This window comes from Nocardia suismassiliense, assembly GCF_900269665.1.
Classification (GTDB): Bacteria; Actinomycetota; Actinomycetes; order Mycobacteriales; family Mycobacteriaceae; genus Nocardia; species Nocardia suismassiliense.
In genome coordinates this window covers 1-21,623 of the sequence record NZ_LT985363.1, presented here as the reverse complement: position 1 = coordinate 21,623, position 21,623 = coordinate 1, and the positions used below count along the sequence as shown (strand labels likewise).

At 64.3% G+C, this 21,623-nt stretch carries 18 protein-coding genes and 1 pseudogene; 8 read left to right on the top strand and 11 right to left on the bottom strand.

Annotated elements, in window-relative coordinates; genetic code table 11:
- Positions 1–224: 224 nt before the first annotated feature.
- On the bottom strand, positions 225–443 hold the full coding sequence (locus DBO33_RS41555; protein WP_159080803.1) for a hypothetical protein: 219 nt from the start codon (positions 441–443) through the stop codon (positions 225–227).
- A gap of 1,252 nt (positions 444–1,695) precedes the next feature.
- Here DBO33_RS41555 and DBO33_RS41550 point away from each other — a divergent pair.
- A complete protein-coding gene (locus DBO33_RS41550; RefSeq protein ID WP_234391484.1) occupies positions 1,696–2,964 on the top strand; it encodes a cytochrome P450 in 1,269 nt (422 codons plus the stop codon).
- Between the two features lie 154 nt (positions 2,965–3,118).
- On the top strand, positions 3,119–4,885 hold the full coding sequence (locus DBO33_RS41545) for an acyl-CoA dehydrogenase family protein (protein ID WP_107661140.1): 1,767 nt from the start codon (positions 3,119–3,121) through the stop codon (positions 4,883–4,885).
- A 208-nt stretch (positions 4,886–5,093) separates the two neighbouring features.
- Here DBO33_RS41545 and DBO33_RS41540 read toward each other — a convergent pair whose 3' ends face one another.
- From DBO33_RS41540 to DBO33_RS43390, 3 genes are all read right to left on the bottom strand, one after another.
- Positions 5,094–5,915: a hypothetical protein gene (locus DBO33_RS41540; protein ID WP_107661139.1), complete on the bottom strand. Its 822-nt coding sequence runs from the start codon at positions 5,913–5,915 to the stop codon at positions 5,094–5,096.
- Positions 5,916–6,348: 433 nt separating this feature from the next.
- On the bottom strand, positions 6,349–7,428 hold the full coding sequence (locus DBO33_RS41535) for a zeta toxin family protein (protein WP_234391483.1): 1,080 nt from the start codon (positions 7,426–7,428) through the stop codon (positions 6,349–6,351).
- A gap of 2 nt (positions 7,429–7,430) precedes the next feature.
- Positions 7,431–7,661: a hypothetical protein gene (locus DBO33_RS43390; RefSeq protein ID WP_159080801.1), complete on the bottom strand. Its 231-nt coding sequence runs from the start codon at positions 7,659–7,661 to the stop codon at positions 7,431–7,433.
- 475 nt (positions 7,662–8,136) lie between these two features.
- On the opposite strand from DBO33_RS43390, the gene DBO33_RS41530 reads away from it, so the two are divergent.
- Complete coding sequence (locus DBO33_RS41530; protein WP_159080800.1) at positions 8,137–8,655, top strand: hypothetical protein; 519 nt, start codon at positions 8,137–8,139, stop codon at positions 8,653–8,655.
- A gap of 40 nt (positions 8,656–8,695) precedes the next feature.
- Here the strand turns inward: DBO33_RS41530 and DBO33_RS41525 are convergent, their stop codons facing one another.
- The 6 genes from DBO33_RS41525 to DBO33_RS41500 all read right to left on the bottom strand — a co-directional run bounded on the left by DBO33_RS41525 (position 8,696) and on the right by DBO33_RS41500 (position 16,250).
- Positions 8,696–9,664, bottom strand: coding sequence for an alpha/beta fold hydrolase (locus DBO33_RS41525; RefSeq protein ID WP_107661136.1), 969 nt, complete (start codon positions 9,662–9,664; stop codon positions 8,696–8,698).
- A gap of 77 nt (positions 9,665–9,741) precedes the next feature.
- The gene (locus DBO33_RS41520) at positions 9,742–10,677 is read right to left on the bottom strand and encodes an AraC family transcriptional regulator (protein ID WP_107661135.1); all 936 of its coding nucleotides are present in this window, start codon (positions 10,675–10,677) and stop codon (positions 9,742–9,744) included.
- A 134-nt stretch (positions 10,678–10,811) separates the two neighbouring features.
- Complete coding sequence (locus tag DBO33_RS41515; RefSeq protein ID WP_107661134.1) at positions 10,812–12,038, bottom strand: cytochrome P450 family protein; 1,227 nt, start codon at positions 12,036–12,038, stop codon at positions 10,812–10,814.
- Between the two features lie 18 nt (positions 12,039–12,056).
- Positions 12,057–13,190 carry a cytochrome P450 gene (locus tag DBO33_RS41510; RefSeq protein ID WP_325050816.1) on the bottom strand — a complete coding sequence of 378 codons (1,134 nt, stop codon included), beginning with the start codon at positions 13,188–13,190 and terminating at the stop codon, positions 12,057–12,059.
- Positions 13,191–13,628: 438 nt separating this feature from the next.
- Positions 13,629–14,426 carry a replication protein RepA gene (locus DBO33_RS41505; protein ID WP_159080799.1) on the bottom strand — a complete coding sequence of 266 codons (798 nt, stop codon included), beginning with the start codon at positions 14,424–14,426 and terminating at the stop codon, positions 13,629–13,631.
- 966 nt (positions 14,427–15,392) lie between these two features.
- The gene (locus DBO33_RS41500) at positions 15,393–16,250 is read right to left on the bottom strand and encodes a hypothetical protein (protein WP_107661131.1); all 858 of its coding nucleotides are present in this window, start codon (positions 16,248–16,250) and stop codon (positions 15,393–15,395) included.
- A gap of 756 nt (positions 16,251–17,006) precedes the next feature.
- On the opposite strand from DBO33_RS41500, the gene DBO33_RS41495 reads away from it, so the two are divergent.
- The 3 genes from DBO33_RS41495 to DBO33_RS41485 all read left to right on the top strand — a co-directional run bounded on the left by DBO33_RS41495 (position 17,007) and on the right by DBO33_RS41485 (position 17,935).
- Positions 17,007–17,258, top strand: coding sequence for a hypothetical protein (locus DBO33_RS41495; protein WP_107661130.1), 252 nt, complete (start codon positions 17,007–17,009; stop codon positions 17,256–17,258).
- Positions 17,245–17,550 carry a hypothetical protein gene (locus DBO33_RS41490; protein WP_107661129.1) on the top strand — a complete coding sequence of 102 codons (306 nt, stop codon included), beginning with the start codon at positions 17,245–17,247 and terminating at the stop codon, positions 17,548–17,550. Before DBO33_RS41495 ends, DBO33_RS41490 begins: the two co-directional genes overlap by 14 nt.
- Before the next feature lie 76 nt (positions 17,551–17,626).
- Positions 17,627–17,935 (top strand): PadR family transcriptional regulator, encoded by a 309-nt coding sequence (locus tag DBO33_RS41485; RefSeq protein WP_159080798.1) that lies wholly within the window; start codon positions 17,627–17,629, stop codon positions 17,933–17,935.
- A 406-nt stretch (positions 17,936–18,341) separates the two neighbouring features.
- Here the strand turns inward: DBO33_RS41485 and DBO33_RS41480 are convergent, their stop codons facing one another.
- Positions 18,342–19,274, bottom strand: coding sequence for a hypothetical protein (locus DBO33_RS41480; protein WP_159080797.1), 933 nt, complete (start codon positions 19,272–19,274; stop codon positions 18,342–18,344).
- 700 nt (positions 19,275–19,974) lie between these two features.
- Here DBO33_RS41480 and DBO33_RS41475 point away from each other — a divergent pair.
- Both DBO33_RS41475 and DBO33_RS41470 read left to right on the top strand, forming a co-directional pair.
- Positions 19,975–20,652: an HAD family hydrolase gene (locus DBO33_RS41475; RefSeq protein ID WP_107661126.1), complete on the top strand. Its 678-nt coding sequence runs from the start codon at positions 19,975–19,977 to the stop codon at positions 20,650–20,652.
- 89 nt (positions 20,653–20,741) lie between these two features.
- Positions 20,742–21,623: pseudogene (locus DBO33_RS41470) on the top strand (hypothetical protein); the annotation flags it as partial.

Genomic DNA, 21,623 nt, shown 5'->3' with positions numbered 1-21,623 from the left:
CGGCATCACGAGATCCAGCACAGAGATCAATCCCTCGTGGTCCCTGGCGGCCATAGCTTGAATCGCCCGCTCTTCCACGTCGACGACTGCGCCGGCGAGCGCGCGATCTCGGACAGCGCGCACCGCCCGGTTGGTACACCTGACGTCTTGTCGGCTCCGTCGTGCATCCCCAACAAGCCAGCGACCGGGGCGTAGGCCCCCATCGGGTGCATCGTTCTCATCGGCTACACCTCATCTCTCTGCCATCTGCCCATGGACCAGAAAAGTCGTTGGTAGGGAAGCTCTTTCAGCGCGGGTGTAACCCGATCATCGATCTCGATGCGGCTGGCGAGACCCTGCCGCCGCACGCCGTCGGCGAACGCCTCCGCCGCCGACTCCTCGGCGCGATAGTGCTGAATCGGCAGCCCCTCAATCCCGAACTCGACAGAGATGTGACGCTCCATCCTGATCACCTACGAATCTCGTCAGGTTTGGACTCGGTCCGGGTGGGATTGAGCCAGAGGTCCCCGAGCACCCATCGGGTGCCGCCACACGTGCGGTGGCTGCATGCGGGCAACGCTCGCCACAGGCCAAGCCGACGCAGTGCAGGCAAGCGCAGGTCGAGCCGCCTCGGCGCGGCCACGCCCGCCATCTCGACCGCGGCGATCAGTTCGCCGACGTCTTATGTGGCCGAGTGCATCGGCGCAAGGACGATTCATCATGGCTGGCAGACCTCCAATCGTGCTGCTGCCGTACGACAGCGCGCGCGGTAGTGACCCGGTGCCGCGATTGGGTTCGGGAGATCGCTCCCTCGTCGGCCGGATCGAACGGTCTTTCGGTTTCTCGCACACTAAGTCGCGTCGCCGCTGGCGCTCTACACGATTCTTGTCAATTCCCGGTCGATTTCTGTCAGCACGAATATCGCAACGACGGTCTACCGCCGAAGCCGCGCGGTCCGGACCCTAGAGCCCAAGCAAGCGCGGAAAGGTATAGCGGTAGGCGCGAGACGCCAGGATCGGCATCGACGTCCAGCTCAATTCGATTGCGCTGGGGCGGTTACGGGCGAACCTCAGCAAACCAGTAGCCATCTGGGTTGAGATCGATACCCTGGCGGCCACCGGCCGCCGACGAAGCGTCAGGCACGGGATCGCCCACAAGCATCGGGCCGGACCACGTTCTCGTCGAACGAACGCCTCAACGCGAGCACTCAGCCGCCCGCGCTCACCTCGCCTGGATGTCCAAACCCCGTCGCACCTGCGGCGAGTTCGCTGAGACCCAGGACTGTCCCGCGCCTCATCGAAGCACCGGTGCTCGCCGCAGGACACGCAAACCGAGTCAGATCGAGCATTCACTTGCGGTCCGCTGGACCGAGGGCTGCACTGCAGAAACGCTGCCATCGAAATATGCTGAGGATTAGTATGTTTGACGTACCGGTCTGTCCTGTCACCCCACTGACGGGCATGAGCAGGGAGTTCGACGTGACAAGGTTGCACGGGGCAGACATTTCGCCGGGACTCAGCGCTTCCCCAGCGGACCTGAGATTACTGCCGACGGCGCGCCGTCTCCTACGCTTCCCTTACGCGCAGTAGCCGGCATCGGCCACCGGGCCAATGTCCAACTCAACTCTCTCCCTTCTGCTTTGCCTGTCGAGTGCTGTCGCCGTGAAGGCGAGGTACTTCATCAACCTTGGCTTCTTGCCTCGAGGAGGAACCCTCTGTGACGTTCCCTCAGGACACACAACCCCGCCCCAGCGCCAACAGGTCCTTGGGCGACACCCAGGACTCCCGCGTCAAGCTCTACAGCGCGGAATTCGCCGCTGATCCGCACGCCGCATATCGCGAGATGCGCCAGCGTTACGGCTCGCTGGTCCCGGTCGAGATCTATCCAGGAGTCCCCGCGACTTTGGTCATCGGCTACCACACGGCAATTGAAATTCTGCAGGACAATAACAACCGCTTCTCGGCCGATCCTCGGCGCTGGCAAACCTCGGTTCGCAGTGACTGCCCGATCTTGCCAATGGTGGAGTGGCGTCCCAACGCGTTGCGGAGCGACGGTGTCGAGCACCATCGCTACCGGAAAGCCACCAACGATGCGCTCGAAGGCGTGGACCAGCACGATCTGCACGATATGGTCGAGCGCGCAGCAGCGTCGCTTGTTGCCGCGTTCCCGACAACCGGATCCGAACCCGAGCGGACCGCTGATCTGATCACCACCTACATCCAGCCGCTTGTTTTCATGGTGCTCAACGAAATACTCGGGTGCCCACCAGAAATCGGCGCGGCCATCGCCGCGGCGAGCGCGGCGCTGTTCGATTCGACCGACACCGAGACCGTGAACGCCATGTTCGACGACGCGTTCCTCAGGCTCGTAAAGCTCAAACGCGCCGAGCCCGGCGACGATGTCGCCACCCGGCTGGTCCAGCATGCGGCGGGCTTGTCCGACCACGAGCTGATCCACCAGTTCGTGACATGTTTCTCGGCGGGGATGGAACCGGGGCAGAACCTCATCACCAACACGCTGGTACTTATTCTGACCGACAGCCGTTTCGACGGCAGCGGTTCTGGGTTCATCCCGACCAGTACGGCGGTGGACGAGATCTTGGCCATGGACCCACCGCTGGCCAACTACTGCATCACCTATCCGCTGCAGCCGATCCAGGTCGCCGGCGTGTGGCTGCCCGCCGATCAGCCCGTGATCACGAGCATGGCCGCGTGCAGCAACGATCCGCAGATCAACACCGGCGACTACTCCCGCAACGGCTGGAACCTGGGTTGGGGCGCCGGCCCGCATCAATGCCCCCAGCATGCCCGCTCAGCCGCCTATCGCATCGCGGTGGATGCCATCGACCAGCTTCTCGACGCCGTGCCGGAACTGCGGTTGGCGGTGCCCGCACAAGATCTGCAGTGGCGCCCCGGCGGCTTTCACCGGTCGCTGGTCGCGCTGCCAGTCGTCTTCCCTGCGGCGGCGCCGCCGATTTCAACGTAAGAGAAAAGAGAAAGCGAGGTGGGCCGGGGGGACTGTGAGCCTGTGAAACCCGGGGGTCCGCGAATGTCGGCAGTCCCGGGTCGAGATTCTCTGGATCAGTTTCGAAGGGTGCCTCAGGCCCATCGCAGTTTTTCCCGCCCACCCTCCCGCCGAATTGCGTTCGGCAGCACCCGAATCCGCCACTGTCGAAGCGCTGCAGGAGGTCGTCTTCGGCCCGCACTCGGCGCTGTATGCCCACGTTCGCGACGTTGTGGTCGGCCTCGGCGATCGCCCGGCCTCCGGGCGAACCTACGGTGAACAAACCGAGGTGGCCCCCGGCCTGCTTCGAGCGGTGATCGCCGGGCTCGGCCGCACAGCGCGTGAGATCGCCACCGACACGTGGCTGCGCGGCGCGCTGTGTGACTGGGCCCAGGTCGCGGCCCCACGACTACTGCTCGTGCTGACCGGTCATTTCGATCTTGCCATCGGCGCGATCCTCGCGCTCGGTGACGGATCCGATTACCAGCAGCAATGTTTGGCCGAGCTGGACACCGGCGCCGCGCTGGGGGTGCTGGCCTTGACCGAGCTCGGCGGCACCAACGGCGCCGACCAGCAGACTCGCGCCACCTGGGACGGCGCCACGCGTTCTTTCGTGCTGACAACGCCGACGGCGCAGAGCACGAAGATGATGCCCAATGTCGCCGGCCGGACTCCCCGCATCGTCGTCGTCACCGCCCGGCTCATCGTGGACGGCCGCGACGAAGGTGTGCTCCCCTTCCTGATGCGGCTTCGCGCAGCGGACGGCGCGGTGGCCGACGGTGTCGAGATCGTACGACTACCCGACAAGCCCGGCGCGCCAATGGATCACGCGATGATCCGATTCGACGGCATCCGACTACCGCGCGAGGCTCTGCTCGGTGGCGATTGGGCCCGGATGAACGATGACGGCCAATTGCACTGCGCTCTCGAGCCTCGACGGCGTTTTCATGCCGCGATCAGCGTCCTGGGGAACGGACGCCTCGACCTGGCAACCGCGGCGACTGCCAGCGCCCGAGCCGCCATCGCGGGACTGGCCAACTACGCCCAGCAACGCCGCCCCGGCGGCAAACGGATGATCGAGCGTGACGCGGTCCAACTCGACCTCGTGAGCACCTTGCCCGCGACCTATGCCGCCACCGTGCTCGGCCGCCGTGTTCGCCAGATGCGTGCGGAGTCGACCGGATCCGCCGCGGAGCAATCGTTGTGGTCGATGTTGCTGAAGCCCTTGCTATCCGAAGCCGCCGAACAGGTGTTGACCGTCATGCGTCGACGCGCGGCAGCGCAGGCCGCCTTCCGGGTGAATTACATCGCCGACTGGATCGACAACCTCGAGGCGATCATCACCGCCGAGGGCGAGAACCAAATCATGCAGGTCACTGCTGGAAAGTCGCAGCTGGATCTGACCGCCTTACAACTGCCCGACACGCCAGCGTTGCTGCCGTGGTACCTCAAACTGCTGATCAAGCGCGAAGAAGCGATCGCCGTGGCGCTGCGCGGCCGCCGATACGACGCCGCCGGCGTTGTGCTGGGCCGAGACGGCGCGGCCATCAAACTGGCGACGGCAACCGCTGAACGCCTCGCGGCAACCGCCCTGCTGACGGAGGCCGCCGCGGCGACGAATCCCGCGGCCCGGCGGCTGCTCGAGTCGATGGCGGCGGCTTATGCGCTCGACCGGATCGAGGCCCGTGGTACCTGGTACAACACGCATCAGCTCGTATCATCCCAGCTGGCAGGCGCATTGACGTCTGAGCTGATCGGTCACTACAGAGCCCTGTTCGACGGCGCGCCGCTGTTGATCGAGGCTTTCAACACACCACACCTCACCGGCGCGCCGATGTTCGCCGCTGACTACATCGCAGCGTGGAAGGCCTACGCCGGCTGGGACGAGACGACCTTCCGGTAGCCCCGCGCCACTACACACCGCTCAGTGACAGATTCCTGACCGATGCTGCATCCGGGATAGCCCCGGCCCACCCCGGTGCCGCCACCACGCACCAGCACAGCAGGCAACAGCGCGGTACCACGCCCGAACCAGGCGTTGGCAACCCCAGCCGCCCCGATGAGTCTGACTGTCCGGACTCACGGGGCGGTTCTCTGTGGAACCTGCTGCCTCACTTACGTTTCCGCTTACCTCGTCTACGTGTGGCACCGCTGATCGCGTTGGATGCCTCGACCGGCGCTGTCAGAGGTCCACCCAGGCCCGCGCTGGTCAGCCGGGCATGCTCAGCGTGCACGCGGGCGCGTAGATGCTTGAGCTGTTTGAAGTTCGGTCGACCATCGTGGTCGGTCAGCCATTGCCGCGCCAGAGAGAACGCGATGAACTGGGGGGCATTGGTCGGCTGCGCTGGCACGCCTTTGCCCAGCACCAGGCGCAACAGGTTGCACGCCTCGTCGTCACTGACCGCAACCAGCTCTTCACCGGCATCGAGGGCTTGCATCGATCTGGTGTTGGTCAGCAACAATTCGCGCAGCAATACCGGCTGCTGCGCGACGGCGGGTTGACGGGTCAGCCACATGGTCAACCCCACACTCGCCCAGAAGTCGGGCTCGCTCACGTCGTCATAACGCAAGGGATTGGCGGCGAGCTCGCGCTGTCCCAAGTCCAGCGGTTCGTAGCGAGGCGGGCGGTCGCCCGCGGCGAACGTCGCGTAGCGTTCGGCTGAGGCGAGCACCTGCTCCGTCAGCTCCGGCGGCGCCACCTGTTCAGCGGTCGCGCGGTGCCCGAGGATCAGCTCAACATCGGTCCATGGTTGCGCCGTCTCGGTATCTTTCACCGCTTTGTCCATCAACTGGTGATGCAGCTCTATCTGCGCGTCGACGGCAATGCCCCACCGGCTCGTTCCTATCTGGCAAGCCCGGATGGCATCGACGAACCGCCGGGCGTCCTCAGCCCGCTCGTCCAGATAGCACAAGATGACCTCGAAGGAGGCCATCTGCACCTGCCTCGCGTCATCATCGCGAGACTTCCCAGCCAAACGCGCAGCGGCCGCCGGATTCGGTGTGGTGCGAACGGGTTCCGGAACGCGGGGTATCACTGTTGCTCCTGTTCGGCCCGAGTCGACTGGTGCAGTGGCACTTTCGGGTCGTAGTCGGTGCGTGATGGTCATTCAACCGTATCTCCTCACCGTGGTCGATCGCGGGCACCGGACTCTGGCCGAGGCGATATCGCCCGAGTTCGGGCTGGCTCAAATCGGATCACTGCGCGCCAATCCCGCACGCGCGCTCCGAGGATGAGTAGCTGATTGGGAGGTGGTGGATTTGGACAACTTTCGGCGAGACGCTTCGGGCTCAGCCCGGCGTCGGAGTGCGAAGTTGAGTTTCCCGACCGGCTTCCCAACGTCCATAGACGACGGCGAAGCTGTAAGGTCACATGCTTGCCCCATCGGGCCCGGATACGTCTGGGGCGCTGAGTCCCTGGTCGCTGAGGCCGTCGGCTTCGGCGATATGCGATTCCGCATCGTGACTTCCCCGCGGTCGGTGCGCTGGAGGAGGCTGTGCTTGGAAGGCGACTTCCCACACTTCGGCCACGTGCTGGTCGAGCGGCGCATCGACAAGTGCGGCGGGGTCCAGCAGTGGCTGCGCGTCCTGCCAGGCGAGTTCCAGCGACGGTAACCACTGTGCGTCCGCCGCGGCGACCAGGCGTGCATGCAGACTAAGCCATTGCTGGCTGCGAGCCAGATCCCATGGTCGGGCTCGTTCGGTGGCCATGATCTGCCGGGTAGCAACATCAGGTGACCACGTACCTGTGGTGTCTCGAACTTTGCGGCTGATGGGCTGGCGCACACCACGGCGGTAGACGGCGACAGCCTCGAAGCGGGGATCGGTGTCAAGCCAGTCGGCAGCCTCGAGCACGCTGTGGTAGCGCTGATCGTGGAGTTTGTCGCCGGGGTGGCGCCCATGCCCGGTGTGTGTGTAGGCGAGTTGGTAGCGCTCGAGCATTCCCAATCGCGAATCGGCCGCCGCAGTCGCCAGGAACGCGGCTTCGACGCGATACCGCGCCGCACCGCTCTCCGGCGGATCGGCGAACCTCTTCACCACGTTGTCCACCTGCTGTGGGTTCGCCATAGTGTGCTCGACGAGTACGTCCGAGTGGTGGGCGCGGACGTAGTCGAAAGCCATGGTCAGCCATCTGTAGACGTCGTCGGTGACCAGCCGGTCCCCGTCTGGTCCCATCCTGCGCTTGATGGCCTGATAACCGGGATAGAACGGGCGCAAAGCATCGAAATCGAGCAGGACCGGCCGTCGGCCTGGGCCGAGACTCTCTCCGATGATGCTGGCCAGAGACGTTTTTCCCGCGCCGGGTTGGGCTCCGAGCAGGATGAGACGCGGATCGCGCTGAGGCCGGATTTGAGGACTTAGGATCGGCACGATCTGTTTGTCGAAAATCTGCCGTGCACGCCGTGCCGGTAGTAGCGATTTCGAGCTGTTCGGCTTTGCGGGGGCCATCGCTAGCCAGCGCTGATCGCGGCCAGTTCGGCTCCGTCGTGCTGCAGGATGGCTTGTACTGCTGCTGTATCCGTCACCTGGAGCGCGGTCAGGCGTAGTGTCCATTCCTGCCGGCGCGCTGCCCATTGTTGGCTGTCGGTGCGACTGCCCGTGTAGGCGATGAGCTCGGTGAGGATGCCGCGGGCAATTTCGAACGCGGCTTCCTCGGTCAGTGGCGTCGGCGTGGGATGCATGTTCGTCCTCCAAGTCCTTGACCGCGTGGCAGGGTCTTGCCACGTGACCTACTTGCTGTCCACCCTAGCCACTCCGGCAAACACGTTGTCCCTAAACGCATTTGGCGTGTGACCGCCCCCATTTTCTGTAGGCAAAGACGTAGGCCGGGCACCGTTGTCTGCTCGTCCTCAACGCCCGAAGTGCCTCCACCGGCGGCTGCGGATAGATCACGTTGAAACTGCTGCTGGCCGCCGCTCATGCCCTCGCCGGGTTGGTCCAGGGTTTCCATGAGTGGGATGCATTGTGGTGTAGCGGTTTGATCGCTGTAGTTGTCGCGACGCGTACGGCGAACAGGTGGTGCAGTTCGGTTTCCGGACGGGGCACGGTGGACGCCTCACCCCCGCGGGCGTCGACGGCGGCGTTGTACCAGCGCGTGGCCATCCGGATGCTCCCGGCGCGTGTGGCAGGGCGGTGGTCGCGGCTAGGCTGACCAGCATGAGTGACGGTGACGCCGAGCTCGCGCAGCAATGGATTCGCGAAGCTCAGCAGGCGATCGGTGATTCGGCCTGGTCATTTTGGCCCCGTCGGGCAAGGTCGCCGTTGGTCCGTGCGGCACGCCTGCACGACGCGTTTCTCACCACCACGCACGTCTCGCTGATGATCGCCGCCAGTGAAGCAGTCCACGAAGTTCACGCCACCGCAATCGGGTTCGCCGCATCGAGTGCGGCAACTCAACTAGAGACGATCCTCGGAAGGAAGGCGATAGCGGAAAAAGGGTTCTTCTCCGCCGACGTGCACCGCCGCTGGACTCCGACTGCGTCCCACCAGGTGCGCGCCATCGCTGAAAACCTCAGCCAGCTGGGAGCGCGGATGCGTACCGTGGCGCGGACGCTGCAAGGCGATCCTGGGGCAAGCGCCACCCTTCGTCACGTCCTTGCCCGCGACATTGCCAACCATGCTGGTGTCGTCGATCTCGGCTCACGCGACATCGCAAGACTAATCACTGCGGGCTAGGTGATTTCGCGACAAGCGCGCGGACCGGTCCTGTACGTGCTCAGAACCCATGGATCGGATCAGCACTGGCGAACTGGTGCTCGAGGTGGCTCACGACAGCGTCGGGCTGTTCCAGCGCCACGCTGTGTCCGGCGCGAGCGATAGTGACATATTGCCCGCCAGTGGTGGTTGCGATCGCGGCCCCGCTGATGGGGGGAGGGTAGACGATATCCTCGGCGCCGGCGATGGAGAGCACTGGCACGCTGCACCCGTGCAGGTCCTGGATGACACTCTCGCGCGCGGCGAAGGCGCGCATGGAGGGCGCTATCCGGGCCAGTCGCGCAAATCGTTGCTCCCATGCAGTAACCAGCTCCGGCTGGTTGTTCTGGGTCCATGCCCCGAAGCTGGCGTGGGAGAGCAGCTTGACCACGGGTGTGGTTCCCGATCCGAGGTCGAGTTCGCCTGTCATTCCGTGCTTTTCGATGTGGTCGGCCAACGACGTGATGGCTTCGCGGTGGGGCTCGGTCTCGGCCGACGAGGCAATCGTTGTCAATGAGGCAATGAGATCGGGGCGCCATGCCGCCAAACGCAGTCCCACCATGCCGCCTAGGCCCTGCCCGACAAAGTGCGGTTTGTGCAGGTTCAGGCCCTTGACTACATCGGCTGCCTGGGCAGTCAGCAGGGTCAGGCTCACCTCTGGATGGCGTTCTCTTTTCGGGGGCGTGTTCGAGCCATGACCTCGATGATTCCAGGTGATCGCCCGGTAGCCCCGCGCTGCTAGCCGCTCCATCAGTGGCTCGAACATTTGCGGCCCCATCAGCAGTGGGTGGCTGAGAAGCACAGGCTGTCCATCCGGCGGCCCGATCTCGCTGGTGACGAGTACGGCCTCCGCTGGGTAGACGGCATTGGTCCGCAACTTCATGCTGGTGTCCTGATGTTCGAAGTGGACGTCGATCTCTGTAAGCGAAATCTGATGATCGCGGTTGCGACGTGAGGATGCAGCCACCTCCGGGAACGGCAGCGCTGACACGCGGCCGCCAGTCGGTTCGCGGCGTTCCAGCTGAGGTGTTGTGTGTCCAACGACCTCGTAGGTTATCTGCCAGCGCGTCAGCTGAATAGCTGTTCGCGCGCCTGAGATGGACTTTGCCCGTAGCGCGCTCGATAGGCTTTTCGGAAGCTACCCGGGCAGCTGAATCCAGCCTCGTAGGCGATTCTGTCCAGATCGACTGGCAACGCGACGGATAGTCGCCGGTGTGCGCGTTCGACGCGGACCGTGCGCATGATCTCACCGGGTGACGGGTAGCCAGCTCTTTTAAATGCTCGGTACAGCGTGCGGACGCTAATACCCAGCATCTCGGCGATAACGTCCGGTGTCACGCTGGTATCGTGCGCGTGCTGTTCGATCAAACGTCGTGCGCGTTCAGCTTCTAACGCGCGCGTACTGGACTTGACCTCTGGGTACGGGTTGAGTACCCCGTTGAGTTGCATGAGCGCGCTGGAGAATTGGACACTGTAATCTGCGGCCGTCCATCCCGTGGTCTCGACAAGTAATCGAACTTGTGTGTTCAGCGCTCGCACCAAGGGACGTCTCTCATCCAGTGCGAGCGGTGCGTCGGCGGCCTGTTTGTCGTCGACCGAGTTTTCGGGAACAGTAAGGATCAGGCAACTGATCTCTTCCTCGTGCGTCATAAACAGGGGATCGTTCCATCGGAAGAATCCGACTTTGCCCGGGTAAAAGATTTCCCTGGAATCACCTTGCTCGAACCTGAAGAGCCCACGCAGCGGGACGAGGAGCCGAAAGCTGTGATCATCGCCGTCTGCGCGTATATTGCGTGCGGTGCGGCGGTAGTCGAGGGGGCTGGTGGTGAATTCGACAATTTGCAATTTTCCGACACTCTGTGCATACGCCGTTGAGCGGAAGTCGTCGGCGTGGATAGCCAAACCTACCGATCCCTGTCTGTCTTTCAGGTATGTATCCCAGGCACCTGCCGAATCTTTGGCAGGGGACTTCCACTTCTCTTTCTCATACTCCACACCGGTCATATGGACGCCCCGTTCAACTACTGTTGCAAGCTACAACTAGGCACAAGACTATAAGAGAATCGCCGCGGGGGTCGCGGTGTCCTCCTGTAGTGCGCGCGCAAGCAGACAACGCATTCATCCGAACACGTGGCCGTTCACGCGCGGTTCAGCAGCACTGGAAGCCGGTGATGCCCGTTCGAAATGAACCCTGGTGTCGTCCCGAGCTCCTCGGAACCGAGCTCCATAGCCGGGAACCGCGCGAAGATCGCCGGAAGGGCTACCCGCGCCTCCAGCCGCGCGAGGGGCGCGCCCACGCAGTGGTGGGCGCCATGCCCGAACGCCATATGGTCTCGGACGCTGGCGCGTGTGGGATCGAATCTGTCGGTGGTCTCACCGTGGACCGCGGGGTCTCGGCTGGCTCCGGCGTAGCAGACGAGGATCGGATCACCGGCGGCAATACTTGCACCGCCCAGAGTGATGTCTTTGACCGCGTAGCGAAGCGGCACGTGTGCTGCGGGGGACTCGAACCGCAGGACTTCCTCGATCACCTGGTCCCAGTCCAGCCTGCCTTCGGACGCGGCGGCGAGGTGCTGCTGGTGGGTCAACAGCAGGTATATCGCTTGGTCGAGCAGGCTGACAGTCGTTTCGTGTCCGGCGTTGACGGTCAGGTAGAGCGTCCCGATGAGTTCGGCTTCGCTGAAGTTGGTTCCGGGGTCGTCAGCGGCTTGGACCAGGGCGGTGGTCATGTCCTGGTCAGGGTTCGCGCGTCGGTACGCGACCAACTCCTGAAGCAACGCGATCATCTGTTCTTGCGTTGCCATTGCTGTCTCTTTGCTGACGCCGGTGTCGAAGACGCTGTCCACGCATTTCCGAAGAGGCTGGCTCAGGCGCTCGGGTGCGCCCAGCAATTCGCTGATCACCCGGATCGGAAGCGGGTAAGCGAACTCTTCGCGCAGATCAACCACCTGGCCAGGGGGCGTGGCCTCCAAATTTGCCAGCAACTCCTCGACTATCTCCTTGATGCGAGGTTCCAGGGCCGCGGTGCGCCCGCGGGTGAATGCCTGCGCGACGGCTTTTCGCAGCCTGCGGTGATCGTCGCCATACGCGGTGAACATGCTGGGGACCTGCACCCAGTTGCCCAGTTCCCAATCTGCGGGTATCTCCCCGTTCTGGAACGCCGGCCAGTGACGCCGCGGATCCTTGGAGACCTCATCGCTGGACAGGATCTTCTTGAGGAGCGCCGCGTCGACGACAGACCATGCCCGCACCCCGCCCGGGAGCTCAACCAGGGTGACCGGGCCCTGCTTTCGGATGTGGGCTATTTCGCCCTGGATGTCTGAACCCTCGGGATCGAGGACGATTGGGTCGGAGTGGATGTCCATCGAGATCTCCTGTCTGCGCTATGGATTGTGGGCCAGATCGATCGGTGGGCTCTTGGGGAACGTGACCGGTAGCGAGGACAACGCCCGATGGAATGGTCCTGGCCGCCAACGCAACTCGGATTGAGGCACCGCCAATGTCATTTCCGGCAGTGCGTCCAACAGTTGATCGAGCGCGTCCTGCACGATCAGACGGCCCAGCTCTCGCGCAGGGCAGGCGTGCGGGCCGGCGCTGAACGCCAGATGTGACCGGTTGCCGGTGATGTCGTCGGTCCGGATTGCCGGGTCGTTGTTGCAGGCGGCCATGCTGATCAACACTGGCTGGTGTGCCGGCAGCCAGAAGTCACCGATGAGGATCGGCTGCCGCGGATAGGTGATGCAGTAGTTGGCCATCGGTGGGTCGCTGAATAAGACCTCGTCGATTGTGTCGCGAGTGGAAAGACTCCCACCGTGGACGTTGCCTGCGAACCTGTCGTCGGTCATCATCAGCAACAGCGTGTTCAAGATCAGGTTCTGTGGAGGCCCGATTCCGGCGGCATACAGCAACACCAGCTGGTGCAGCATTTCCTCATCGTCTAGCCCGGCAGGATGCTGAGCAAGCCAGCTAGTGACGTCGGCGCCCGGTGTGCGGCGTTTGGCCGCGATGAGTTCCAGCAGCGCCTCAGCCAGAATCCTGTTGCCGTCGGTGGCATCAGCAGTGGTGTCGAACATCGCCGCCATCCCGGTCGCCGCGCGTTGGCTGATCTCAGGGGTGCAACCGAGAATGACATTGAGAGTGCCGAAGGCGACGGGTAACGCATACTGTTGGACCACATCACAGTGCCCATCCAGGCAAAACGAGTTGATCCGCGCGACGGCGATGTTCTCGACGACGGTGTGCAAGCCGTGCAGATCGACCTGGTCGAGTGCTGCGGCCGCGGCCGACCGGTAGCGCTCGTGGTCATGGCCGGCGCTGCGAATGGGGTTCGGACGCCATTCCATCATGGGCCGGATCGGACAGTCGGACGGAATTTCGCGTTCCCACGTGCGCGGATCTGCAGGAAAATGATCCGGATCGTTGAGGATTCGCAGGGCGACGTGATAGTCGATGACCAGAGTGGCCGGGACGCCTGGCGCCAGCTCCACAGGCGCCAGCGCGCCGAAACGGCGCCGCATCTCTCGATAGGCGCGGTGCGGGTTTACCGCGAAGTCCTCCGACCACAGACACACGCGCCGACCACGGAAACCGCTGGGCGCCGCTTCGGAAAAGGCTTCTCTCTCAACAGTCAACGTCTGCCGGTCCTAGGGGAGTAGTCGCAAGTTGAAGCGACCGCCGCCGCGGCCTCGTGTCCGACGCGAACACAAGGCCGCCGGCGGCGTGCGCCCCCACCCAACCTTTGACAGGTCCATCTCGCACAGTAGGTTGCAGCATCAGCACGGCTCTACCAGTTTCTTGTCAATTCGCGGTCAGTTTCTGTCACCTGACCGCCAGGAACCTAGTGGGCGAACTGTGGAGGAGCCGGTGTTGCATACCGCGATCCCGGGGGCCCGATGCGGCGACGCCGCTGGTCCAGTGCGTCGACGGCAACGCGTGCGCTGCGGACTGTGGATGGGTCAGATGGCGTTCGGGTGCAGCGCGACTCGGCCGTCGCCTGCGCGGCGGAGGACGTCGACCGCGATCAGGTGATCCAACGCCCGCTGCATCGCAGTGCTATGGCTGCGCCTGGATTGCGGTGTGGCGATGGACCGGTTGTCGAAGCGCTCCACCAGCTGCTTGGTAGAAGTGGTGTCGACGGTCCGTGCACGGGCGGCTAGCCAGAAGTAGATGTCGAGGTGCAGTGGTGCTCGACGCAGCCGGTCGATGGTCTGCCAGTTGACCGGCGTCGGGGCGGTGGTGATCTGTTCGAAGAATTCGGGCGAGAGCCGGATCGTGCTCTGTGCCGGTTGCGCATCGCTGGAGACCTCACCCCGGTCCAGGGGCCATAAGGTAAATGAGTCGGTCACATCGAAAGTGGCTGCGCGGTCGGTGTTCTCGGCGGTGAAGGTGATCGAGGACGACAGCAGCCGGATGAGTTGGTGGCGCACCCGCGTCACCCCACCTGTAGACCCACCCGTCGCGCGTAGACCGAGGCGTTGCACGAATTCCGAGCACGATTCGGGCAAGACCAGCTCTCGGCTGCCGGTGCGGATGGCGTCGGTACCCAACCGCACCAGCAAGAGCCGGGGAAAGACACCGAAGGGATATCCGACGGGGACGGCTCGACCGTACTCGCCAACCGTCATCCCCGATTTCAGTATCAACGGCGTCGTGCCGATCGAGCTTTGCCAGGTGTCGGTGGTCACCCCGTCACGGAAGGGCAAACTGGCCTGGGTGAGCATCCGCGGCACATAGGAGCGATCGTCCTCGGACATCCCTGCAGACGGTCCGCCAGCCGGAGCAAGCCCTGCGCGGAGGCGGTGCAAGGCGGCGGTGTAACTGATGTTCTGCGCGGCCGACAGCGCTCGGGCACGGGCACGGCTGCGTGGTCCTGAACCCGAATTCTTGGGCATGGTCATCCATTCCGGCACAGCTCCCACGCCGCCACGCCGCTTGATGTGGATCATGCGGTGAATGCGCGGGCACCGAAGGGGACCTTGGTCGGCGATGTCACCTACTGCGGCGTGGGCGAAGGTGACGGCGACGGGGAGCGTGCGCGCGCCTGCTCAACCGCCACCATATCTCACCGAAAGTCGAGCCGAAGCGGTGACGCGCTCGGTATTGGCGCCCGACGTGCCACCTAGCGTCGACGGTGTCAAGACCGCGCAGCCGATCTCGGATTCTCGCAGCCGTGGTCATCGCTTCCGTGCTGTCCTCGTCCAACGGCAGCGAAAGTCTCTGGCCGGGTCAGCGAGTCCGAGGATGTCGCTCATCTGCTCGTTCCTGTCTTGGAAGTGTCGTGGAGAGTTGTGTGCGGGCAGCCAGTGGCATGCGCAGAAAGGCGTGACCCCGCCGGTCGTAGATGCTCAGCCACGGGACTTGTGGATCGGTGGTGTCGATATGGTGACTGCCCCCGCGCGGCAGCGGCACCAGCAGCGGTATGCCGTCGGGGCGGGTCACCTCGATGAACTGTCGAGGCAAACTCATCGCTGCCTTGCATCGGCGCACCGCAGCCCTGAGGCGGTGGAGAGCTCGCGCCCAAGCCCGGGCGCAGTTGTCTTGGTGTCGGCGCGGATCGGTGCTCATAGCGGTACTCCCTGCGGGGGCGAGATGGTGCGCGGACCCGAGGATCGGACGCTCCTCTAGGATCGTCAGAAGCATTGAAACTAGAATCCTAGCATTCAAGTTTGCAACAATGTTGGCGCTGTCCGTGCCATGATCTAGTTGTTGGGTAGCCGCTCCTACATCGCCACACCGGCGCCGGATTCGGTCGCGGAACCGAGCGCCTCGGTGGCCGCTGACTCGGGATTGGTGCTACCGGGCAGGTGGTTGACCGGGTGGGCTGCGGGACGGGCCAGTACGGCGGCTGAGTTCATGGCGATGAAGGCCGCGGCGGGCGGGTCGTGATGTGGTGGGTTGCCGGTTATGACGCGGGCCTGGTCGTGGTCGCGCAGGTTTGCCGCATCGACACTGTCGGGGTAGGCGGCCAGCACCGCATGCAGACGCGCCATGCTCTCAGAGTCGGAATGCCATGCCTCCACGGTGGTGTGCAGCCTGATCCACGCGGTGTTCAGCCCTTCCAGGTTGTGTAGCCAGCGGCTCTCGATCGCTAGCGCGCGTTGGAGTGAGGCAGTGGTCGGCTTGAAGACGCGGGTGCCGTTCCGGTCGTATAGTTCGGAGCGAAACACTGTGTAGTCGGCGCGCATTCGCCGTTCGGCCGCGGGAGCCGGTTGGTAGTCGTCGCCGGAGACCAAGGTGTTCGGTGGTGTCGGCGTGCGAATGATGTCGGCGAGTACTTGGTCGGTGTCGCGGTGCTCGAAGGTCGCGATGCGTTCGAGGGCGTGGATGAGCAGCAGAGTGGTGGCCCCACGCGCGAGTAGACGGTCCAGGCACAAACTCACCGTGACAGGCCCGGCATGGCTGTGGTGGCTCCAGGCGGCGATGTCGTCGCTGCCGGGCATGAGTCCCGAGTAGCGCCACCCGCGTCGCGCGAGGTAGGTCACCAGCTGATGCGGGTCCAGCTCATGCGCGGCGGCGGGAACGGCCGAAGTGCTCAGCTGCTCGGGCATCGCGTGGCGCAGCCAGTCCTGCACTCCCATTGAACCGGTAAGCGTTTCAGATGATCCGCCTACGGAATTTGCTGCGGGAAAAGGGGATACGACGGTGTTGTGGTCGGTCATAGCGGGAGGCCTTCCACTGTGGTTGGGAGGGTGTGCATCAGTCGGCGGGTGCTTCCTCCCGAGGTTATGGCGCGTCAGCTGCGGTGATAGGTCCGCTCGCCCCAGTCGTGGGCACACCAGCGGTGGGTGAAAGTGGCGTCTGGTGGTGTCAGGGCGACCGCGGCAGCAGGGGTGGGCAGGATTGCCGACGGCGTCGCGGTGGGTGCCCGCCTCCGATCGAGCTGTGATTGTGGCGGTTTTCCCTTTGGGTAGGCAGATCGCGGGGGAGTAAGACAGGGGGATGAGTGAAGATGGGTTCGGGCCAGGGGTCGTGATCGATCTGTCCAGTCGCAGGAAAAGTGCTGCCGTAGTGGATGATTCGGTGTCTTGTCCGGCTTGTGAGGGGCGATGGTTCGTGCTGGATGGCCGAGCGGCAAATCTTGACAGTGATGTCGGAGTTGTGGCGTTTCGCGTCGACGGACGGATCAAGGCTTACGCAGGTGCTCCTCGGTGTTTCGAGTGCGGCGCGACTCCCCGGAATTGGCCTCCGCAGTGACAACCTGCCATTGCCGAGCGCTGACAGCGGGAGGCCTTTGGGACGGCACCGCGGTGAGGCCGGGGCGTCCGACCGAGGATTGTCGACGGAAATTGGACGGGATGCGCGCGAATGATGCGCATGATTGATACGCTCTCTTTATGCCCTCGAACCCGAAACGGAAGAGTTGGACGCCGGACCCGGTTGCCACCGGCTTGATCGAGGCTGCGGCCCGAATCTCCGGGCTCTCCGAGTCTGCCGTGGTCTCTCAGCTCGCCCGCCGCCATATTGCGACCGACTATCCACCCTTGGTTGTCGCTGCCGATGACACCGCCGACGCCTTGGCTGACCTCGATCTCGACGACGCCGCCGCCCGCATCGACGAGCAGCGCGGATACCGTGCGGCGGGGTGAGGTCTGGCGTTACGAGGTCCAAACCCACAACTGGCTGACGGGGCTGGTGTCTGCCCAGTCCGTGCTCGACCAGGAAGCCCGCCGAGTGCTGTACGGGGTGCGGGTCAGCACGGACAACCCCATCGACGTACTCGCCGTCGAGGTCACCATCGACGGTCGCACGTGCTGGCTGAACATGGGCGACGGACTTGAGAAACTGCGACGAGGCTGCCTGACCGAACGCATCGATGCCCTCGACGCCGCGACCATGGAGACCGTGGGCATGCGGTTCCGCGCAGCGATGGATCTCTAGATCCTTACCGAGAGAGCGCAATCTCCGCTGAGGCCGCGAGGGTGTCTGTGGTTTATGACCTATGTAAGCTATGGGTGTGCGGTTGACGCAGAGCTTTGTCCGGGTCGCCGCCGAGTTCGTGCGGGCGCCTGATATTGACCACTGGGGCTATCGCTTGGTTCGGAACGCCAATCAAACCTCGGCGGTGGTGTATCCGATGCTGGCAAAGATGGTTGCGTTGCACTGGGTTTCGGAGTTTCGCGAGGATCCGGCAACGATCACCGAGTCGCGTCCGCCGCGCCGCTACTACCGGTTGACGGAGCTGGGTCGGGATGAGTTGGTGGGAAAGCTGCGTGCCGCGCAGGCCGATCCTCGGTTCGCCTCGGTTGGCCTCGAATGGCTTTGACGGTCGGCAGTGCTAGCGGTCGGCTGGCCAGCGGAGGCGACTGAGGGTCCGGATGCGGGTGGGCGTTGTTCAGCTTGGGCGAGAGGCGCGCCGATGCGGGGCGGGCGCTGAATCGGCGTCGATTTCCAGGAGGGCATTCCCGGCCCGGTGGGCGGTGGCGGCGATTGCGGCCAGCAGTGGTCGGTTTCCGTAGCGGGACTGGAAATAGTGGTCCCAGTCGCGTCCGCCTTTGGAGTTGAGTGGCCACCCTCGGTTCTGCTGCATGGGTCAACGCTACTGGTAGGCGACGACATGTCGATCGGCATTAAACACTTGCTGTCGAGGATTCGCCGGCACAGCCCGGCTGTTAGGTATCGGCTGCGGCCCCGGAGTGACCGCGTGGTGACCGGCCGTCATGGCGGTGCCGCTACAGAGTGGCGGCGGTGTCGAGTTCGGTTGTGGCGCTGGGGTTCTCGAGGAGTGACTCGGGTTGTTCGCACTCGGCCGCGGTGCGAGCGGGGTGGTTGGGGTGTCCGCGGGTCGCGGTTGCGGCGAGATCGGCGGCGGTGAGGGCGGGGTCGTCGAGTTCGGCAGGGCGTGGGTGTCCAGTGAGGGCGCGTGCTTGGTCGTGGTCGCGCAGCGTCGTCGCGGAGGTGCTGGCGGGGTGTTTGAGCAGCACTTTGTGTAGGCGGTCCATGGTCGCGGGGTTGTTCCGCCATGCCTCGACGGTGGTGTGTAGTTGGTGCCAGTGCGAGCTGATCGGCAGCCATCGGTCCTCGAGTTGGCAGGCCCGGCGCACGGCTTGTGCGGGTGGATCGGGGTCCAACGCGCCGGTGACGGGGTGGTAGAGCAAGGTGCGAAAAGCGAGGTAGTCGCTACGCAGCTGCTGTTCGCCGGCGGGAACTGGAGTGGTGCGGGGATGGCGGGCGACACCGGGCCAGCCGTTCGGGCCCGTTCCGCGGGCGCTGGATCGGGTGAGGTCGGCGATCACGGCCGCCGGGATTCGCTGTTCGGCCTCGGCCATGACGGCCAGCGCCTGAGTGTTGAGCAGGTCGGCGGCGGGGTCGTGGAGGTCCAGGTGCACGGTCACCGCGACGGGCCGGTCGCGGTGGTGCCACGAGATGATGGCGGAACTGCCCGGTTTGAGCCCGCCATAGTGCCAGCCGTGGTGGGCCAGATAGGTGGACAATTGCAGCGGGTCCACCAGATGAGCGCTGAAGCCGATCGCCCCAACTGTGAGGGGTGATGGCATCGCCTGCAACAACCAGCTGGTGAGGGTCTGCGTCGAGCGCAGGGTCTGAGGTAGCTCTCGTGGCGACCGCCACGCAGGATCGCCGGAGATACTATCGATGCCGGACAAGATCGCACCCCTTTCGGTTGCGCCGCAACGGAATCACACCATCCAATCGATGGGCGTGCTGCCGAGGCTAGGGCGGCAGAAGGGGCGGCGAAGTCGAGATGCACCCACGCCGGGGGGCACACCGGTGGTGGGAACGGCGACTGTGTGGTATATCGCAAGGCGCATGCCGTGCTGTCTCCGTCAGTACCTGGCGCTGCGGGTCCTGCGGCACGACCCCCGTTTCCGACCTGAGTCGACGGACGCACGGTGAATACTGTTGAGCTGCAATAGTTCGACGCCGCAATAGCTATCGGCGCGATTGCGGGCGAGTACAGACCTACGGGTGCTGGGAAGGTGCGCGGGCATCGCGATTTCGCGACCTGGCGGCCGGCGCAAGGTCGCCGTGATGCGTTGGCAGGCCAGGTGATACAACGCGTTGTTCGGCGTTTCCCAGCATCGAGATGCCAACGAACGGCTGTTGGGGGCGTGCGCTATGGGTGTTGTTGTCGGTGCCCTCGTTCACAATGACGTGCCAACTGTCTGCAGACCCTCGACATCGCCTCCGAGTCCCGCCCGAACCGGGACACTATCCTGCGCGGACTCCCCGCTTACCCGTTCGTGGCAACCAGCTACTGGCTCGGCGGGGTAGGCGGACTCGCCCGCCACTGCGCGACATGACCACCAGAACACCACCGATCCAGCAACGGACCCCGGAGGCGACATGACACAGTCTCGGTCGGACCAGTTCGTCCTTCCGTACTTCGATGTGTTCGTCTTCCTCGACTGGTTCAACACCCTCAGCACGGCCCAGTTCTGGGAAAGCATCGTCGGCAACACCAAACATCCCCTGTCCTCTCAGATGCGCGACGCACTCGAAGAGTTGTTCCGCGGCCGAAAAGACTACGTTCAGGGATGGATGCGCGGGCTGGTCTCCGACGCCGAGGTCATTGCCACCCTCAACGTGCGGTTGCCCGCCCGCTATCGCGACGACTATCTACTGCGAGAGCTGTTGCGGGACTGCCGAAAAGCCCAGATCGATCCGGCAATGTCGAGCATCGTGCGCGAACTGCGTCCACGCGCGTTCCTCGGGGTCGCCAGCGACAATATGGACTGCTTCCTCCACGCCGCCCCCAAGGTCCTCACCGGCGAGTTACGCATCGACGAACTGATTGTCTCCTCCGAGGTCGGATCGCTCAAAAAAGAGTCTCCCGACCGCTTCTTCGGACCGACCCTGACCCGCTACGGGCTCCAACCACACAACGCCGTGCTCATCGACGACTGCGCTGACACCTGCGAGGTCTTCCGCGCATGGGGCGGGAGCGCGTTCCACTTCACCGGCGACCCGGCCCTGCTGCGCGCACAGATCTCCGCGCACTGGCCCAGCAGCAACGCCCACTAGCGATACCAGCATCCCAACCCCGCACGTCCCGACACCGGGATGTCGCTGACGCACGTCCAGACACCGCGCATGAAAACGAGGTTCCAATCATGGAATTATCCCAAACACTAGATCGCACAACAGAGTTCGGTTTCACCGTCGTTGTCGTCGGCGTCGGCTACGTGGGGCTGCGCTTATGCCATGAAGCCGCCCTGGCGGGCCATCACGTGATCGGCCTCGACATCGACACCGCCCGCATCGAAGCAATCAACCGCGGAGTCCCACCTACCGACACGATCACCCCCGCCGACCTCACAAACCTGCACGAGCGAGGCTTCCGCGCCACCGACGACCCCGCAGAACTGGACAAAGCACAGGTGATAGTCCTCTGCGTCCCCACACCACTGCGCAAAGGTCTGCCCGACCTCACCGCACTCGAGGCCGCCGCACGCACGGTCCGCGACCACCTCCACCCCGGCACACTGGTGATACTGGAATCAACAACCTATCCAGGCACCACCGAACAGCTCCTCAGCCCAATCCTCGCCGAATCCGGCCTGGCGATCGGAACCGATGTCGCCGTGGCCTATTCACCCGAACGAATCGATCCCGGCAACCCGAAATACAGCCTCAGAAACACCCCCAAAGTCATCGCCGGCGTCACCCGCACCTGCAGGTCAGCGTGTTCTGGGCATCCGGGTGCTACAACATCTCTGCTCCAGCATCAGCGGCAGCGCCCGGCTCAGCTATGGGTGAAGCAGAAGGAAACTCGGCAGGCGAGTCGGGTTCGAGATGGTGGGGCGGGTCTGGGCCCGTCTCTTTTACACATCTTACGCCGCCGGCGCAGGGGTAGGGGGGGGTCTCGGGGGGCGCGCGTGCTGTTAAAAAAATCGACTGCGATGCGGTCACTCATGGCGGGTGCCCGCGGCATGTTCTTTGGACCGGCACCCACGCGCTGTACACTTCGCCGCTGGTGCTTCCGTTCGCGTCCG

Bases quoted from the DNA above. Each gene is read 5' to 3' on its own strand.
- DBO33_RS43390 (WP_159080801.1), bottom strand. From the start codon at position 7,661: ATGCATCCCACGCCGACGCCACTGACCGAGGAAGCCGCGTTCGAAATT.
- DBO33_RS41555 (WP_159080803.1), bottom strand. From the start codon at position 443: ATGGAGCGTCACATCTCTGTCGAGTTCGGGATTGAGGGGCTGCCGATT.
- DBO33_RS41520 (WP_107661135.1), bottom strand. From the start codon at position 10,677: ATGACCGGTGTGGAGTATGAGAAAGAGAAGTGGAAGTCCCCTGCCAAA.
- DBO33_RS41500 (WP_107661131.1), bottom strand. From the start codon at position 16,250: ATGGGAGTGCAGGACTGGCTGCGCCACGCGATGCCCGAGCAGCTGAGC.
- DBO33_RS41515 (WP_107661134.1), bottom strand. From the start codon at position 12,038: ATGGACATCCACTCCGACCCAATCGTCCTCGATCCCGAGGGTTCAGAC.
- DBO33_RS41495 (WP_107661130.1), top strand. From the start codon at position 17,007: ATGCCCTCGAACCCGAAACGGAAGAGTTGGACGCCGGACCCGGTTGCC.
- DBO33_RS41540 (WP_107661139.1), bottom strand. From the start codon at position 5,915: ATGGCCTCCTTCGAGGTCATCTTGTGCTATCTGGACGAGCGGGCTGAG.
- DBO33_RS41535 (WP_234391483.1), bottom strand. From the start codon at position 7,428: ATGGCCCCCGCAAAGCCGAACAGCTCGAAATCGCTACTACCGGCACGG.
- DBO33_RS41475 (WP_107661126.1), top strand. From the start codon at position 19,975: ATGACACAGTCTCGGTCGGACCAGTTCGTCCTTCCGTACTTCGATGTG.
- DBO33_RS41530 (WP_159080800.1), top strand. From the start codon at position 8,137: ATGAGTGACGGTGACGCCGAGCTCGCGCAGCAATGGATTCGCGAAGCT.
- DBO33_RS41505 (WP_159080799.1), bottom strand. From the start codon at position 14,426: ATGTCCGAGGACGATCGCTCCTATGTGCCGCGGATGCTCACCCAGGCC.
- DBO33_RS41510 (WP_325050816.1), bottom strand. From the start codon at position 13,190: ATGCGGCGCCGTTTCGGCGCGCTGGCGCCTGTGGAGCTGGCGCCAGGC.